This window comes from Pseudomonas graminis (assembly GCF_013201545.1).
In the GTDB taxonomy this organism is placed as follows: Bacteria; Pseudomonadota; Gammaproteobacteria; order Pseudomonadales; family Pseudomonadaceae; genus Aquipseudomonas.
Map to the genome: position 1 here is coordinate 2,961,851 of NZ_CP053746.1, position 15,926 is coordinate 2,977,776.

20 protein-coding genes are annotated in these 15,926 nt (G+C 61.5%); 11 read left to right on the top strand and 9 right to left on the bottom strand.

The window, feature by feature from the left end; genetic code table 11:
* The first annotated feature begins 34 nt into the window (after positions 1-34).
* Entirely contained in the window at positions 35-967 is a 933-nt protein-coding gene (locus FX982_RS13330; RefSeq protein ID WP_172611094.1) for a D-2-hydroxyacid dehydrogenase, read from the top strand.
* Between the two features lie 158 nt (positions 968-1,125).
* On the opposite strand, the gene FX982_RS13335 is transcribed toward FX982_RS13330, so the two are convergent.
* Positions 1,126-1,719 (bottom strand): nitroreductase family protein, encoded by a 594-nt coding sequence (locus FX982_RS13335; RefSeq protein ID WP_172611096.1) that lies wholly within the window; start codon positions 1,717-1,719, stop codon positions 1,126-1,128.
* Between the two features lie 303 nt (positions 1,720-2,022).
* Between FX982_RS13335 and FX982_RS13340 the strand changes: the two genes are divergently transcribed.
* Complete coding sequence (locus FX982_RS13340) at positions 2,023-2,472, top strand: YcgN family cysteine cluster protein (protein WP_172611098.1); 450 nt, start codon at positions 2,023-2,025, stop codon at positions 2,470-2,472.
* A 62-nt stretch (positions 2,473-2,534) separates the two neighbouring features.
* On the opposite strand, the gene FX982_RS13345 is transcribed toward FX982_RS13340, so the two are convergent.
* The 4 genes from FX982_RS13345 to FX982_RS13360 form a co-directional block, all read right to left on the bottom strand.
* Positions 2,535-2,906 (bottom strand): YgaP family membrane protein, encoded by a 372-nt coding sequence (locus FX982_RS13345; protein ID WP_108122086.1) that lies wholly within the window; start codon positions 2,904-2,906, stop codon positions 2,535-2,537.
* An 86-nt stretch (positions 2,907-2,992) separates the two neighbouring features.
* Positions 2,993-3,481, bottom strand: coding sequence for an RNA methyltransferase (locus FX982_RS13350; RefSeq protein ID WP_065986778.1), 489 nt, complete (start codon positions 3,479-3,481; stop codon positions 2,993-2,995).
* Positions 3,482-3,693: 212 nt separating this feature from the next.
* Complete coding sequence (locus tag FX982_RS13355; RefSeq protein ID WP_074890657.1) at positions 3,694-4,065, bottom strand: YajD family HNH nuclease; 372 nt, start codon at positions 4,063-4,065, stop codon at positions 3,694-3,696.
* A gap of 70 nt (positions 4,066-4,135) precedes the next feature.
* Positions 4,136-4,822 carry a spermidine synthase gene (locus FX982_RS13360; RefSeq protein ID WP_122623072.1) on the bottom strand — a complete coding sequence of 229 codons (687 nt, stop codon included), beginning with the start codon at positions 4,820-4,822 and terminating at the stop codon, positions 4,136-4,138.
* A 111-nt stretch (positions 4,823-4,933) separates the two neighbouring features.
* Between FX982_RS13360 and FX982_RS13365 the strand changes: the two genes are divergently transcribed.
* A complete protein-coding gene (locus FX982_RS13365; protein ID WP_122537453.1) occupies positions 4,934-5,221 on the top strand; it encodes a hypothetical protein in 288 nt (95 codons plus the stop codon).
* Positions 5,222-5,233: 12 nt separating this feature from the next.
* Here the strand turns inward: FX982_RS13365 and FX982_RS13370 are convergent, their stop codons facing one another.
* Both FX982_RS13370 and FX982_RS13375 read right to left on the bottom strand, forming a co-directional pair.
* Positions 5,234-5,716: a Crp/Fnr family transcriptional regulator gene (locus FX982_RS13370; protein WP_172611099.1), complete on the bottom strand. Its 483-nt coding sequence runs from the start codon at positions 5,714-5,716 to the stop codon at positions 5,234-5,236.
* A 116-nt stretch (positions 5,717-5,832) separates the two neighbouring features.
* Positions 5,833-7,890, bottom strand: coding sequence for a S9 family peptidase (locus FX982_RS13375; protein ID WP_172611101.1), 2,058 nt, complete (start codon positions 7,888-7,890; stop codon positions 5,833-5,835).
* 151 nt (positions 7,891-8,041) lie between these two features.
* On the opposite strand from FX982_RS13375, the gene FX982_RS13380 reads away from it, so the two are divergent.
* The 6 genes from FX982_RS13380 to FX982_RS13405 all read left to right on the top strand — a co-directional run bounded on the left by FX982_RS13380 (position 8,042) and on the right by FX982_RS13405 (position 12,636).
* Positions 8,042-8,545 carry an MFS transporter gene (locus FX982_RS13380; protein ID WP_254074790.1) on the top strand — a complete coding sequence of 168 codons (504 nt, stop codon included), beginning with the start codon at positions 8,042-8,044 and terminating at the stop codon, positions 8,543-8,545.
* Between the two features lie 51 nt (positions 8,546-8,596).
* Positions 8,597-9,370 carry a class II glutamine amidotransferase gene (locus FX982_RS13385; RefSeq protein ID WP_172611102.1) on the top strand — a complete coding sequence of 258 codons (774 nt, stop codon included), beginning with the start codon at positions 8,597-8,599 and terminating at the stop codon, positions 9,368-9,370.
* A gap of 13 nt (positions 9,371-9,383) precedes the next feature.
* A complete protein-coding gene (locus FX982_RS13390) occupies positions 9,384-9,908 on the top strand; it encodes a DUF2937 family protein (protein ID WP_172611104.1) in 525 nt (174 codons plus the stop codon).
* Between the two features lie 345 nt (positions 9,909-10,253).
* Positions 10,254-11,018: a 5-oxoprolinase subunit PxpA gene (locus tag FX982_RS13395; RefSeq protein ID WP_172611106.1), complete on the top strand. Its 765-nt coding sequence runs from the start codon at positions 10,254-10,256 to the stop codon at positions 11,016-11,018.
* On the top strand, positions 11,015-11,719 hold the full coding sequence (locus FX982_RS13400; RefSeq protein ID WP_172611108.1) for a 5-oxoprolinase subunit B family protein: 705 nt from the start codon (positions 11,015-11,017) through the stop codon (positions 11,717-11,719). Before FX982_RS13395 ends, FX982_RS13400 begins: the two co-directional genes overlap by 4 nt.
* Entirely contained in the window at positions 11,716-12,636 is a 921-nt protein-coding gene (locus FX982_RS13405) for a biotin-dependent carboxyltransferase family protein (protein WP_172611109.1), read from the top strand. Before FX982_RS13400 ends, FX982_RS13405 begins: the two co-directional genes overlap by 4 nt.
* Positions 12,637-12,766: 130 nt before the next feature.
* Here FX982_RS13405 and FX982_RS13410 read toward each other — a convergent pair whose 3' ends face one another.
* Both FX982_RS13410 and FX982_RS13415 read right to left on the bottom strand, forming a co-directional pair.
* Positions 12,767-13,945 (bottom strand): vWA domain-containing protein, encoded by a 1,179-nt coding sequence (locus FX982_RS13410; protein ID WP_122537461.1) that lies wholly within the window; start codon positions 13,943-13,945, stop codon positions 12,767-12,769.
* 45 nt (positions 13,946-13,990) lie between these two features.
* Positions 13,991-14,836: an AAA family ATPase gene (locus FX982_RS13415; protein ID WP_122537462.1), complete on the bottom strand. Its 846-nt coding sequence runs from the start codon at positions 14,834-14,836 to the stop codon at positions 13,991-13,993.
* 207 nt (positions 14,837-15,043) lie between these two features.
* Here FX982_RS13415 and FX982_RS13420 point away from each other — a divergent pair, with 207 nt between their 5' ends.
* Positions 15,044-15,274: a DUF4160 domain-containing protein gene (locus FX982_RS13420; protein ID WP_172611112.1), complete on the top strand. Its 231-nt coding sequence runs from the start codon at positions 15,044-15,046 to the stop codon at positions 15,272-15,274.
* Positions 15,271-15,783 carry a DUF2442 domain-containing protein gene (locus FX982_RS13425; protein WP_172611114.1) on the top strand — a complete coding sequence of 171 codons (513 nt, stop codon included), beginning with the start codon at positions 15,271-15,273 and terminating at the stop codon, positions 15,781-15,783. Before FX982_RS13420 ends, FX982_RS13425 begins: the two co-directional genes overlap by 4 nt.
* The last annotated feature ends 143 nt before the right edge of the window (positions 15,784-15,926 follow it).

Here is a 15,926-nt window from a genome sequence, read left to right on the forward strand (position 1 = left end):
GGTCGCATGCCCCGTTTATTCGAGTTTTGAATCCATGCGCGTTCTGATCGCCGAACACGATTACCCCGTTTACACCGAACTGCTCCGCCAGACAGCCCCCGAGATCGAAGTGTTGAGCAGCGGTAACTCCGCCGAACTGTCGAAAATGGCCGCCGAGGCGCCGATCTGGCTTGGCCAGCCTGACCTGTTGGCGAATCTGCTGCGCCAGGGCCACAAACCGAAATGGCTGCAATCGACCTGGGCTGGCATCACGCCGCTGCTGGCTGACGGCCTGTACCGCGACTATCAACTCACCCGCGCGGTTGGCATCTTCGGTCAGGTGATGGCCGAGTTCGTGCTGACCTACATGCTGGTGCATGAACGTGAAGTGCTGGCGCGGTTGGTCAGTCAGGTCGAGCGCAAGTGGGACAACCGCATGGGCCGCAGCCTGTCCGGGCGCAAGGCGTTGATCGTCGGGACGGGCGACATTGGCCGGTGCGTGGCGCAGTTCCTCGTGCCGTTCGGCGTCGAGCTGTATGGCATTGCGTCGAGCGCGCGGACTGAAGCGCCGTTCGTTGAAGTGGCTGCGCTGGAGGACCTGCCGCGTCTTGTGGCCGAGGTTGATTTCGTCATCAACCTGCTGCCCAACACGCCGCAGACCCAGGATCTCTACAACGCCAAACTGTTTGCCTGCTTCAAGCCTTCGGCGTTGTTCATCAACGTCGGTCGGGGTACGGCGGTGGTGGATGCGGATCTGGTAGAGGCGCTGAAAGAAGGGCATCTGGCCGGGGCGGTCATCGACGTCTGCCGTCAGGAACCGCTGCCTCAGCGTCACCCGTTCTGGACGGCGTGGGGCCTGTTGCTCACCGGTCACAGCTCGGCGCCGACGTCGCCGCCGGCGATGACCCAGCTGTTCGTGGACAACCTCAAGGCCTATACCGCCGGCGAGGCGTTGCGCGGCGAAGTGGACTTCGCCAAGGGGTATTGAGCACTTCCCGGCTGAAACCGGTTCTACTGACACGACGCGCACTGAGTGGGACCGGCTTCAGCCGGGAAGAGGCCGGTTTTTACGCCATCCATTTTGCGGCGTGGCTGCAGACGTCTTCCCGGCTAAAGCCGGTCCCACTAAAACGCAGCGTCCCGTTCTTACAAACTGAAATCCCCCTCGGCCGCCAATTCAGCCAGCGGCCGACGCGGGCTCGGCATTTCCCGAGCCTGAAGGTATTCGGCCAGCGTCAATTTATCCCCCAGCTTGCCGATCGCCACGGCCGCATGCACCGCATAACCCTCCGGAATCTTCAGCGCCTGGCGAGTCAGTTCCTGGTCAAAACCCGCCATGCCGTGGGTGTGCCAACCGCTGAGACTTGCTTGCAGCGCCAGGTATCCCCACGCCGAACCGGCGTCGAAGGTGTGCCACAGCGCCGGCGTTTCTTCCGTCGCGCCGGGGGCGGTGAAGGTGGTTTTGGAAATAATGATCACCAGCGCCGAGGCATGCTGTGCCCAGCCCCGATTGAATTCATTCAGCAGGCCGAGGAAACGCTCCCAGTTGGGCGTGTCACGGCGCGCGTAGAGAAAGCGCCATGGCTGTGAGTTGTAAGCCGAAGGTGCCCAGCGCGCGGCTTCGAAAAAGCTCAGCAGGGTTTCCTGCGGGATGCTCTCGCCGCTGAACGCGCGCGGCGACCAGCGTTCGATGAATTGCGGGTCGATGGCGTATTCGGCAACACGTGGATTGGCGCTCATGGATTCGATCCTGAAAGAGAGATAAACCGCTCGCCTGCAGCAGGCGGCGGGATCATTCAGATGGGCCGTTGACGGCAGGCATCGTCGCAAAGGGGGGGTGGGGCAGCGCGGGCAATGGCAGACCTGCCCGCGAGGGCCTAAAGCTACTGCGCCGCTTCGCTGCTGACAAGCCTGCGCATTTCGGAGTTATAGCCGCTTCCATCTGCCGCGCCCGTCGACCGACAGTCGCCCGTGCTTGGCCCAACGGGCCTGTACCTCTAGACTGGCGGCCTTTCATTGCCCACAGCTGTATGCGCGAGAACCATGGCCGCTATCGTAGAACCCTTCTGGATACGCAAAACCCTCGAGCAGCTCGATGCCGTCGAGTGGGAATCGCTGTGTGACGGCTGCGGTTTGTGCTGCCTGCAAAAGCTCGAGGACGAGGACGACGGCAGCGTTTATTACACGCGCATCGCCTGCAAGCTGCTGGACCTGAAGACCTGCGCCTGCACTGACTACCCGAATCGCCGCGCCCAGGTCCCGGACTGCATTCAGCTGACGCCCGGTAAGGCTGACGAATTCAAATGGCTGCCGCCCACCTGCGGCTATCGGCTGGTCAGCGAGGGCAAGGACCTGCCGCTCTGGCACCATCTGGTGTGCGGGGACCGGGAACAGGTGCATAAACAGCGTATTTCTCAGTCAGGACGCATGCTCAGCGAAGGCAGCGTGGCTGAGGACGACTGGGAGGATTACCTGATTTTTCGTGCGGGCTAACGCAAAAAGCTCGTGAGGCTGTCGGTTCAGCCGTCACGAGCTTGCTTGCGATGCAGCGTCGATCAGACGCCTTTCGGACCTTTCAACGCGTCGACGCCGGTGTCGACAGCATCTTCTACAGCCACTTCAGCCTTGGTTTTCAGCTTGCTCAGTTCTGCGCCGGCTTCTTCGATGCGCGAACGGGCCACGTCCATCTCGCTGCGACTTTTGTCGATCAGCGCTTTGGCCGAGCAGTGGCCGGTGATGCCACGGGCCAGAACGGCGCCGCCGATTGCCAGTTGCACCAGACCGAAGATCCCGCCGCGGCGCAGGCCTTTGCCCATCATCAGGACACCACCTGCCAGCGAGCCGATGCGCTCCCAGCCTTGTACGTTCTGCTCCGGGTAATCGTGCAAAGGTCGTTCGATGCGTTCAATGATCGGGGTGTCGCTCATGATGCGTTCTCCGTGAAAGGTTGGGGTCCTTAAAGCTGACTGTCAGCAGCGCAAACTGTTCAATGCGTTTTGTCAGCGCGCGGACGTCAGGTGCGATCGGTTTCCCGTCCGAACTGCGGGCCAGAGCGGGTATTGATGCCTTTGGCCATCCGGTCGTAAAGCACGACGTTGACGGTCGCGGCGAGGTTCATGCAGCCCGTCGTGGGGATGTACACCACGTCTTCGCACCAATCGCGGATCTCTTTATCCAGCGAACCGTCTTCCGGCCCGAAGATATAGATCGCCCGGTCCGGGTGGGTGTACTCGGGCAGCGCACGTGCGCCCTCGACCAATTCCACGGCCACCGGCACGCAGCCCAGCGGGATGATCTTGCGCAGGTCATCAATGCCGATCAGCGGAATGTCCTGGTGGATCTTCTTGGTGTCGGTAACGAAATCACGCGCACGCTCGTAGCGCTTGCCGGTGTAGAACACCGACGCCACGCCATAGCAGCCCGCTGCGCGCATCACCGAACCGACGTTTTCCGGGGATTTGGGATTGAACAAGCCGATGCAGGCATAGCGTTTGTTGGCCACGGGGGAGGGTGCTCATCAGAGAAAGCGCGGGAGTATAGGGGAAAGAGGCAGCTTTAAGCTTTAAGCCACAAGCCACAAGCCACAAGCCACAAGCCACAAGCCACAAGCCACAAGCCACAAGCCACAAGCTGCAAGAGGCGGTGACCGGTGGCCCGACAAACGCCGCTGTGCTTTTACTTGCCGCTTGCCGCTCAAAACTTGCAGCTCGTCTTCTAGTCCTTCTTCATCAACCCGGCCAGCGCGGCGAACGGGTTGTGGGTCGCCTTGGCGGTTTTCGGGCTGCTGGTCGAGCTTTCCGAGAAGTATTGCTGATCGGTGTAACGCGAGTGTTCGTTGTCGTGGCAGTACAGGCACAGCAGCTCCCAGTTGGAGCCGTCCTGGGGATTGTTGTCGTGGTTGTGGTCGCGGTGGTGCACGGTCAGCTCGCTGAGGCGTTTGCCAGCAAATTCCCGGGCGCAGCGGCCGCAGACGTGCGGGTACATGCGCAGGGCTTTGTCGCGGTAACCCATTTCTCGGTCACGCTGGTTGTCGGCGAGGATGCGGTCCAGTTTGGAAGTGTTGGTTGGCGTGTTGGCCGAACTCATGGCGTCACCTGATTCATGTTCTGTTGGCGATGGAGAGCAATGCAGGCAAGTCTAGCGCTTTGCCCGTCGATCAGCCCTTCAGTTTTTCGGCGATCCAGATGGTATGCCGTGTGCCCTTGTTGCCATGGGCGTAGACCTTGACCTCTTCGGCCTTGAAGCCGGCCTTGCGCAGCTTGTCGCTGAAAGCGGCGTCGGCGCTGGCGGACCATACGGCCAGCACGCCTTTGGGGCGCAGCGCGCTGGCACAGGCCGCAAGACCGCCGGCCGAATACAGCCAGCTGTTGGATTTTTGCGTCAGGCCTTCAGGACCGTTGTCAACGTCGAGCATGATCGCGTCAAAGCCTTGTGGTTCTGCCTTGAGAACCTGAGCGACGTCCTGCACCACCACCTTGGCGCGTGGGTCCTGCAGCGGATTGCCCGATTTTTCGCCCAGGGCACCGCGATTCCACTCCACCACGCCGGGCACCAGCTCGGCGACCACCACTTCGCCGTTCTTGCCCAGGTGCTTGAGCGCTGACGCCAGGGTAAAGCCCATGCCCAGCCCGCCGATCAGCACCCGAGGGTTGAGGCGCGCCGCGACCTTCTTGCAGGGAATTTCCGCCAGGGCGTCTTCGGAACCATGCATGCGCGTGTTCATCAACTGGCCGCCGTCGCCACCCTGGATCTTGATGACAAAATCCTCGCCGTACTCGAACAGGCACAAGGCGCCGCCGTTATCGGGGATCGGAGTGGTGTCGAGCAGAACAAAACGTTTCATGGATAACTCGTCAAAAGGGTTGGGCCGCATACAGCGCAATTTGTCAGAGCGCGATGGGTTGCGCAGGAGTAGCCTGAGCGATAAGCGAAAGATTGGCAGGGGAGGCCAACGATGAAGTGCTCCATTCTACTGACGATTGTCATCACTGTGCTCGGCGTGTCGCAAGCGTCTGCCGAGAGCCTGCAACCTGTTCTGAATACGCCCGAGCCCATCGCGGCGTCGGCCGGTTCGCCCGGTACCGCAACGCCCACACCCTATCCGCAAGTGGCACCGCCGGGCATTCCCCATGCAGGCGGACAGGGCAACCCGCCGCTGCTGCCGAAGATCCCCCAGCCAGGACCGCCGAAGGAAGATGAGCCATTGCCGGGCTTGCAGCCTTCGGCCAAGCCGACTCCCTGAAGGCCGTTCTGCTTAATCCTGCTGCGCCACGACCTGACCGTCCATCATGCGCAGCCGTTTGGACATCGCCACCGCGATCGCTCGGATGATCTTCGCTGCCACTTTCGGCGCGTCGTTGAGCATCTTGTCCAGCGAGTCCTTGCCCAGGTTCAGCAAATAGCACGATGAAGCGGCGATGCACGTGGCCGAGCGACGTTCGCCATCCAGCACCGCCATTTCGCCGAACGCTCTGCCGCTGCGCAGGATGGCGGTCTCCACCGGATGGCCGTCACCGTTGAGCTTCTGCACCGACACCGTGCCCGAGTGCAGGATGCACATGAACGTGCCCGCGTCGCCTTCGTTGAAGATCGCTTCGCCCTTTTCAATGCTGCTGATGCTGAAGTACCCCGCAGCGGCGGCAAATTCAGCCGGCGTCAGGGCGAGGAACAGACCGCAGTCCATCAGCTTGTCGCGGATTTCCTTATTGAGTGACGAAGAGTTGAGCAATGTAGACATGGCGAGTTCTTGTTGAGTGTTCTAGAGGGTTGCGTTAAGCACGGGCTGCCGTGAAAGCAGCCCGGACTTTACAGGGTCCGGGCTTGTCATGTGACACACCGCCCGCGCAGATGTCGTCAGGCCATTTTCAGCACTTTCAGAATAAACCCGTATTCGAGGGCTACGTCACGCAATCCCTGATAACGCCCGCTCATGCCGCCGTGGCCTGCGCCCAGTTCGGTCTTGAGCAACAGCAGGTTATCGTCGGTTTTGCGATCACGCAGTTTCGCCACCCACTTGGCCGCTTCCCAATACTGCACTCGGCTGTCGTTATAGCCCGCAATGACCAGCATGGCCGGGTAATGCTGCGCTGCGACGTTTTCATAAGGCGCGTACGCCTTGATCCGCGCGTGGACGTCTGGCTCTTGCGGATTGCCCCATTCGTCATATTCAGTGACGGTCAGCGGCAGATCGGGGTCGAGCATGGTGTTCAGTACATCGACGAACGGTACTTCAGCGATGGCAGCCTTGAACAGCTGCGGACGCTGGTTCACCACCGCGCCAATCAACAGGCCGCCGGCGCTGCCGCCACTGATCACCAGTTGTTCGGCCGTGGTGATGTTTTCCGCGATCAAGTGTTCGGCACAGGCGATGAAGTCGCTGAAGGTGTTCTGCTTGTGCTCCTGCTTGCCGTTCCGGTACCAGGCCTCGCCCAGCTCACCGCCGCCGCGCACGTGAGCGATCGCGAAAGCGATGCCGCGATCAAGCAAACTCAGCCGCGCGTGGGAAAACCACGGGTCCAGGCTTTCGCCGTACGCACCATAGCCGTACAGATACAGCGGAACGGTCTGACCGGCCAACTCGCGTTTGACCACCAGGCTGATGGGCACTTGCGTACCGTCGGCGGCTGTCGCCCACAACCGCTGGCTGACGTAGGCATCGGCGTCGAACACACCCAGTACGGGCGTTTCCTTGAGTACGATTTGTTCCCCGGTGGCCAGCGACAATTGCCAGACCTGCGGCGGACGGTTCAGCGATTGATAGCGCAGGCGAATGTTGTCGCTCTCGAACTCAAGGGTGTCCTGCACATACAGGTTGTACGCCGCATCCGGCAGTTGCACGCGATACGCCGGGAGACCTTGGGGATGCACTTCGACGATCGGCAGGCCGCCTTCCCGCAGGCTCAAGGTCAGGCCTTTGGCGTTGAGGCTGAAGCCGTCGAGCATCACCGTCTTGCTGTGGGCAATCAGGTTCTGCCAGTCGCTCCGTTCCGGGACGCCCTCGGGTTTTTCAGGCGCGTGGTACAGCGCAAAGTTGATGCCGTCCTGATTGCTGCGGATGACCCAGCTCCACTTGCCCTCAATCAGGCCGTGATCCACTGAGTATTCGTGCCCCTCGCTGCGCGGCGCCATGCACACGAACTTCTGCTGGGGTGTGTCGGCGTCCAGCACCCAGGCCTCGCTGGTGGTTTTGCTGTCCAGCCCCACAATTAACTGCCGCTCCGAGCTGCTGCGGTAGCAATGCAGGAAGAAGCGCCCGTCGGGCTCGGTGAACACCAGCTCGGCGGATGCTTCGCCCAGTTTATGGCGGTACAGCTTGTGCGGACGATGGGTATCGTCCAGCTCGCCGAAGAACAGCGTCTGGCTGTCGTTCGCCCAGGTCATGCTGCCGTCGCAGTCTTCGAATGGCAGGCTGCTGACCACGCCGCTGCTCAGCTCCTTGACGTAGAGCTGATAAACCTCTTCGCCGCTGGTGTCGAGGCTGTAGGCCAGGCGTTGATGGTCGGGGCTGATGCTGAACGCACCGAGGGAGAAGAAGCCACCGCCGGCCAGTTCGTTGGGGTCGAGCAGCAACTCTTCAGCGCTTTCGTCGAGGGTCTGGGAGTCATCGGCCGGACGCGGGCAGCGGTAGTGACGGGCGTATTCGTCGCCCTCGGTGGTGCGGGTGTAGTAAAGATACGGGCCCCAGGGGGAGGGCAGTGACAGGTCGGTTTCGAGGATGCGGCCCTTGATCTCCTGAAACAGGGTTTCGCGCAACGGCTGCAGGTCCGCGAGCTGCTGTTCCTGCCAGGCATTTTCGGCCTTGAGGTAATCGAGCACTTCATCGGTGTCGCGGTTTTGCAGCCAGACGTACGGGTCGGCGCCGTCAGCCTTGCGGGCGACGGGGGCGCTGGAAGTGTGTGGGGCGGAAGGCATGCTGGGCTCTCTCACGTGGGCTCATTTAAAAGGGATCGGTCGTGCTGCCCGGTGCCGGACATACCGCAGACCGATAACTGAAGCCGGGGAAGCCGGGCTGGTGAAAAGCCGTTATCATAAGCGCCTCTTTACCTGCCTTACCACGGACGTCATGACCGACAACGACTATCTGATTGCCTGGGGCCTTTACGCGTTCGCCGCGTTGGGCTGTCTGTTGGTGTGGTTCAAGCTGACCGGCTGGATGTGGCGCTACCTGCGCGAACCCTTGCGCGTGATCGGCGCCGTGCTGTTGTTCTGCCCGACGATCGTTGATCCCGCCAAAGACCAATACGCCCCGGCGCTGGCGATCAGCGTGCTGGACCTGGCGCTCAAGGTCGGCAACAACGTCTGGCGCGCCGTGCTCGACCTCGCCACCTACGGCGCCATCGCCCTGGGGCTCTACGTCATCTTCGCTTTGATCCGCTTGCCGTTCCTGCGCAAGAAAAAAGCCCGTCTGGCCCACGCCGAAGCCGCCGCTGCCCAAGCTGCCGCCGAGCAGAAGGAACACGACGAGCCTTATGCAGACCCAGACGCAGGGCGCTTCGCCAGCCAGTCTCCCGCTTCAACGCCGGCGCCTGCACCCAGCGGCCGCTATCGCGTCGAACCCAAACTGTGATGGTGACCGGCATTCTCCCAGACGCGTGCTTCAACGCACCGAGACCTGAGCATGTGTGAACTCCTGGGCATGAGTGCCAACGTACCGACGGACATCGTGTTCAGCTTCACCGGGCTGATGCAGCGCGGTGGTCGCACCGGTCCGCACCGCGACGGGTGGGGCATCGGTTTCTACGAAGGCCGGGGCCTGCGTCTGTTTCAGGACCCTGCCGCGAGCAGCGAGTCGGAAGTCGCGCAACTGGTGCAGCGTTACCCGATCAAGAGCGAGGTGGTCATCGGCCACATTCGTCAGGCCAACGTAGGCAAGGTCTGCCTGTCCAACACCCATCCTTTCGTGCGCGAACTGTGGGGGCGCAACTGGTGTTTCGCCCATAACGGTCAGCTCGCGGATTTCTATCCCGGCGCTACGTTCTATCGGCCGGTGGGCGATACCGACAGCGAAGCGGCATTCTGCGATCTGCTCAACCGGGTGCGCGAAGCATTTCCCGAGCCGGTCGAGATCGAGCAGTTGCTGCCGACACTGGTGGAGGCCTGCAGCGAATACCGCAGCAAAGGCGTGTTCAATGCACTGCTCAGTGATGGCGACTGGCTGTTTTGCTACTGTTCGACCAAGCTGGTGCACATCACCCGCCGCGCCCCGTTCGGGCCGGCGCGCCTCAAAGACGTCGACGTTATCGTCGATTTCCAGGCGGAGACCACGCCCAACGATGTGGTGACGGTGATCGCCACCGAGCCACTGACCGAAAACGAGACCTGGAACCGCTACGAGCCAGGTCACTGGAGTCTTTGGCGCCGCGGCGAATGCGTCGTCGAAGGTTCGGCCTGAAAGAGAGGGATCTATGCTGCGCAGCTATATACGACTGGTGTTGTTCACTGCAGGCCTGTTGATAGGCGTGCAGATTCCGGGGTTTATCAGCGACTACACCAAGCGCGTCGAAGCGCACATGCTGGAAGCTCAGCAGAGCCTGCGCGGCTACAACGAGACTGCCCTGCGGTTCTTCAATGGCGACGTGCAAGCGCTGATCCAGCATTACCGCACCAGCGATGACCCGGTGTTCCGCACCGACGCCGACAACATCAGTAACCTGCTCACCCGCAATCAGACACTCGACCGCGAATGGCTGGCCCTGCAAGGCCCGTGGTATGCCCGCGCCTGGCATGTGCTGACCGCTGCCGATACCAATATCCGCACTGAGACCTGGAATGGCTACACCTGGCAGGTGTTGTTGTCGCCGGAAGTCATCGGCTGGGGCCTGCTGTGCGCGCTGCTATTCTCGCTGGTCATCGAAAGCATTGTGGTGTTCATTGATTGGGTGTTTGTGGGTCGGCATCACGTGCGACCGGTGGGTCGCGACTGGCGCTGAGGCGAGTTGCCGGCATTTGCTTGATTGAGCAGTGGTCTCGCTGACGCCTTCCCGGCTAAAGCCGGTCCCACTAAAGACCGCGCGTGCCCATTGGGACTTCCCGACACGCCGCGTGCCAAGTGGGACCGGCTTTAGCCGGGAAGGGGCCGTCCCGGTCAGCAAAGATCCCCCGCACCGTTCACTTTTTCTTATCCTCCCACCGCGCTTTTATTAGTTGGACGCTTCGGCCATCCGCGCCGAAGAATGCTCCCATCCGCACAGCCCTGTGTTCCCGCGCTGCCAACCTGACAACCCCGCGCGTACACTCGAGCTTCTCCCCGTTTCGTTCGCACAGGAGTCACGCCATTGAGCCGCCTGTTATTGAATTGTGATATCGGCGAAAGCTACGGCGCCTGGACCATGGGTCTGGACGCCGAGGTCATGCCCTACATCGATTGCGCCAACATCGCCTGCGGCTTTCATGCCGGTGACCCGAGCGTCATGCGCAAGACCGTCGCGCTGGCGTTGGCCAACAATGTCACCATTGGCGCGCACCCGGCTTATCAGGATCTGGTGGGTTTCGGCCGTCGCTCGATGGCCTGTTCTGCGCAAGAGATTCAAGACCTGCTGCATTACCAGATCGGCGCACTCGACGGCGTTTGCCGCGCCCAGGGCAGTCACGTCAGCTACGTCAAACCCCACGGCGCGATGTACAACGACATGATGGCCAACCCGACCCAACTGCGCGCGGTCATCGAAGCCATCGCCCGTTACAACCCGGAACTGCCGCTGATGCTGCTGGCCATGCGCGACAACTCGGCGGCGCAGGTCATTGCCGATGAATTCGGCGTCACGCTGTGGTTCGAAGCCTTCGCCGATCGCGCGTACGACAGCGTAGGGCGTCTGGTCTCCCGCAATCTGCCGGGAGCTGTGCATCACGATGCAGAAGTCATCATCGCCCAGGCCATGACCTTGTCCCGAGGCGAAGCGTTGATTGCCAGCGATGGCAGCGAGCTGCGACTCACGCCCCACACCCTGTGCGTGCACGGCGACAACGCCAGCTCCATCGACGCGGTCCAGCGCATTCGTCAGGCGTTGAACAGCGCTGACACCGGACCGTCCGCCCTGTGAACCTGCGCATCGAAGTCGTCGCCATTGATTGCCTGATGGTCCGCCTGTTCGACGCCATCGACGAGGCCAACATGCCCTGGATGCTCGCCGCGACGTTGCGTCTGCGCGAGGGTTTCGCTGCGCATTTGATTGATCTGGTGCCGTCCTACACCACGCTGATGGTGCATTACGATCTGTTGGCGCTGAGTCCAACACAGGCTCGGGCAATCATTACCGAGGCGCTGACTGATCTCACACCCGACGCAACCCAAAACGGTCGGCAGCATGTGTTGCCGGTCTGGTACGACTTAAGCGTCGGGCCCGAGTTAAGCCTGTTGTCCGGGCGAAGCGGGTTGTCGGTGGACGAGGTGATTCGCCGCCACAGCCAGCGCGAGTATCAAGTCTTCGCGCTGGGTTTCGCACCGGGGTTCGCGTTCATGGGGCTGGTGGAAGAAGTCCTCGCCGCGCCGCGCATCAAGACCCCCCGCAAGCGCGTGGCGGCGGGAAGCGTCGGCATCGCCGAGCGGCAAACCGCGGCCTATCCGCTGGAGTCGCCCGGCGGCTGGAACATCCTCGGGCGCACCCCAGCCAAACTCTTTGATCGCGAAATCGACGGCTACAGCTTGATGCAGCCCGGCGATACCGTGCGGTTTGCCGCCGTTGATCACGCCGAGTTCATACGTCTCGGCGGCGACGACACGCCGCTGGAGGGCCTGGCATGAGCGCGTTGACGGTCAAAAGCAGCACGCCGCTGTGCCTGTTGCAGGACTTTGGACGGTTCGGCGTAAGGCACCTCGGCGTGACACAGGGCGGGGCGCTGGATTGGGTGTCGATGTCGTGGGCCAACAGGTTGCTGAATAACCCACTGAACGCTGCCGTTATCGAAGTGACCTTGGGCGGTCTGACGCTGCTGGCCCAATCCGACTGCTGCCTGGCGCTGGCCGGTGCGGATCTGAACGCCGTGCTCGACGACCGACCGATTGCGCCGGGGCGCAGCTTCTTCGTTCGCAAAGGCCAGCAGCTGCGTTTTACCCGGCCCATCACCGGTGCGCGGGCGTATCTCGCTGCGCCCGGCGGCTTCGCGGCGGTCGATGTGCTCGGCAGCTGTGCCACCGTCGCACGAGAAGGGCTGGGTGGGCTCGAAGGAAGCGGCAAAGCTTTGGTTGAAGGCGATCAACTGACTTATTCAGGGGCGTCGTTTCAGCTTCACGCGCTGCCCGATCATCTTATTCCCGACGTTTCCGATCAGCGTCCGCTGGACGTGGTGCTGGGTGCACAGATCGGCCAGTTCAGCGGCTTGAGCTTATTCGATGCGTTCAACAGCGACTGGACCCTCGACAGCCGCGCCGACCGCATGGGCATGCGCCTGCTGGGGCCGGAGCTGGTTTACCAGGGCAAGCCGATGATCTCGGAAGGCATCCCGCTCGGCGCGATTCAGGTCCCGCCGGATGGCCAGCCGATCATCCTGCTTAACGACCGCCAGACCATCGGCGGCTACCCAAGACTCGGCGCACTGACGCCGATGTCACTGGCCCGGCTGGCGCAAAAGCTGCCGGGGAGTGTGGTGCGGATGAGGGCAGTGGTGCAGGACGTGGCGCATCGGGAGCAGGTGGGGTGTTTGAAGACGCTACACAGGTAGGCGCGGACATCACTCTGTAGGAGCCGGCTTGCTGGCGAACCCGCTGTGACAGCAAACCTAGATGTAGCTGCCCCGACGCGTTCGCCAGCAAGCCGGCTCCTACGGCTATTCGTGGAAAGGCCAGCAGCCGCTATTTCGCCAAATACCGCATCCCTTCCTCCAGCCCGCGCAACGTCAGCGGGTACATCTGATCTTCGATCAAGTCGCGCACGATGTTGGTGGAGGTGGTGTAGGCCCAGGCGTCTTTGGGGTACGGGTTGATCCAGATGATTTTCTTGAACTTGGCCATGAACCGCTGCATCCAGACGTAGCCCGCTTCTTCGTTCCAGTGCTCGACGCTGCCGCCCGGTTGGGTGATTTCGTAGGGCGCCATGGCGGCGTCGCCGATGAAGATCACTTTGTAGTCGGCGCCGTATTTATGCAGCAGGTCCTGGGTGGCGGTGCGCTCGGAGGTGCGGCGCTGGTTGTTCTTCCACACCGATTCGTAGACGAAGTTATGGAAGTAGAAGTACTCCATGTGCTTGAACTCCGTCTTGCAGGCTGAAAAGAGTTCTTCGCAGATCTTCACGTGGGCGTCCATCGAGCCGCCGATGTCGAACAGCAGCAACAGCTTGATGGTGTTGCGACGTTCCGGGCGCATCTGGATGTTCAGCAGGCCGGCGTCACGGGCGGTGTGATCGATGGTGCCGTCGATGTCCAGCTCGTCCGCCGCACCCTGGCGCGCGAACTTGCGCAGGCGCCGCAGGGCCACTTTGATGTTGCGCGTGCCCAGTTCAACCCCGTCGTCGAGGTTCTTGTACTCGCGCTGGTCCCAGACCTTCGCCGCCTTGCCCTGACGCTGGCCGGCGTCGCCCACTCGAATCCCTTCGGGGTTATAACCGCCTGAGCCGAACGGGCTGGTGCCGCCGGTGCCGATCCATTTGTTGCCACCGGCGTGGCGCTCCTTTTGCTCTTCCAGACGCTTCTTGAATTCTTCGATCAGCTTGTCCAGGCCACCCAGGGACTGGATCTGCGCGCGCTCTTCAGCGGTCAGCGAGCGCTCGAACTCCTTGCGCAGCCAGTCTTCGGGGATCAGTGCCTGCAGGTGATCGTCGAGCTTTTCCAGGCCATTGAAGTAAGCGCCGAACGCCCGGTCAAACTTGTCGAAATGGCGCTCGTCCTTCACCAGAATCGTGCGCGACAGGTAATAGAACTCGTCCATGTCAGCGAACGTCACGCGCTGCTTCAGCGCGTTGATGAGGTCGAGCAGTTCACGCAACGAAACCGGCACTTTGGCCGCACGCATTTCGTTGAACAGGTTGAGCAACATAGTCGGCGTCCCGCGCTTGATCTAATTGAGCTTGACCAAAAAGGCTCAGCGATTGCCGCGACGGCTCATGAACGCCAAGCGCTCAAGCAGGTGCACGTCCTGCTCGTTCTTGACCAGCGCACCGGCCAGCGGCGGGATGGCTTTAGTAGGGTCGCGCTCGCGCAGTACCGCTTCGCCGATGTTGTCGGCCATCAGCAATTTGAGCCAGTCCACCAGCTCGGAAGTCGATGGTTTTTTCTTCAGGCCCGGGACTTTGCGCACGTCGAAGAACACGTCCAGCGCCTCGCTGACCAGGTCCTTTTTGATGTCCGGGTAATGCACGTCGACGATCTTCTGCAGGGTGCTGCGATCGGGAAACGCGATGTAGTGAAAGAAGCAGCGGCGCAGAAAAGCATCCGGCAGCTCTTTTTCGTTGTTGGAGGTAATGATGATGATCGGGCGCTTTTTCGCCTTGATCGTCTCGTCGATCTCGTAAACGTAGAACTCCATTTTGTCGAGTTCTTGCAGCAAGTCGTTGGGGAATTCGATGTCTGCTTTGTCGATCTCGTCGATCAACAGAATGACCCGCTCTTCGGATTCAAAGGCTTCCCAGAGCTTGCCCTTCTTCAGGTAATTGCGCACGTCGTGGACTTTGTCGACGCCCAGTTGCGAGTCGCGCAGGCGGCTGACCGCGTCGTACTCGTAGAGGCCTTGGTGCGCCTTGGTGGTCGATTTGATGTGCCAGGTGATCAGCCGCGCGCCGAAGGACTCGGCCAGTTGCTCGGCGAGCATGGTCTTGCCGGTGCCGGGCTCGCCCTTGACCAGCAGCGGGCGCTCCAGGGTGATGGCGGCATTGACCGCAAGCTTCAGATCGTCGGTGGCGACGTAGGCGTGGGTGCCTTCGAATTTCATCGGGAAAATCCTCGAACAAAACGGACAGACCGGAGGCCTGCACCGCGCAAGATGGGGCGCAAAGAATGCAGCGACTATACCGCGCACCCCGCGCCACTGTGAACGCAGACGCTTTATTCAGTATCTGAATGGAGCGTCACGGTCTGACCGGGCCAAAATTTGTAACTCCCATTGAGGTATCGCCAAAATAGCGATACCTTGCTGCGCATGTCGACCAAATACAGATTCAGGGACAAGTACAGGATTCAACTGCGGGAAAAGGATCACCTGCCGCCCCACGTGCACCTCACCGGTGGCGGGCTGGATGTGTTGATCTGTCTGCAGTTGGTTGAACCCATGCTCGGCCACGCCCCGGCCGCCGTACTCAGGGAGGCGCTTGAATGGGTAAGGGCCCACCAAACAGAATTACTGGAGGAATGGAAACGATGGCATCCATGAAACGTCCACGCCTCAAGACCGTAGAGGCGTTGGCTCACCAAAAATTGGCGCTGACATTTATCAACGACGTGAAATATGTCCTCGACCTGAGCGGCGACATCGCTGCATTTCCGGGGCTGCAACCGCTCAAGGATCCGAGCGTGTTCAAGCAGGCTCAGATCGGCGACGACGGCTGGACCGTCGAGTGGGCGGGGCCCGACATCCAGATCGGCGCCGACACCCTTTACCTGGACGCCAAGGCGCAGGCTGCCACCGACGAAAACACGCGGATCTTCATCGGCTGGCGCGCGCGCACCGGGCTGCCGCTGGCCTTGGCGGCCGAGGCACTGGGGGTCAGCACGCGCAGCATCACCCGCTACACCAACGGCAGCGAGGCAGCACCGCGCACGTTGGCGCTGGCGTGCCTGGGATGGGATGCGTTGCAGAATCAGGCAGAAAACGGCGTGTTGCTGGCGGAAAAGCGTGCGGCTTATGGCGTTGATAAACCGAGCGGGGAAGGTGAGGCGTGAGCCAGGCAAGCAATGGCGTTATTTCAGCCATTACGTATCGCTGAAATAACGCTTCGCAAGCAAGCTCGCTCCCACATTGACCGCGCGTGTCGCGTCACAACCCGGCATCGACAAGACGGGTAGCCTCTCAAACACGACTTACC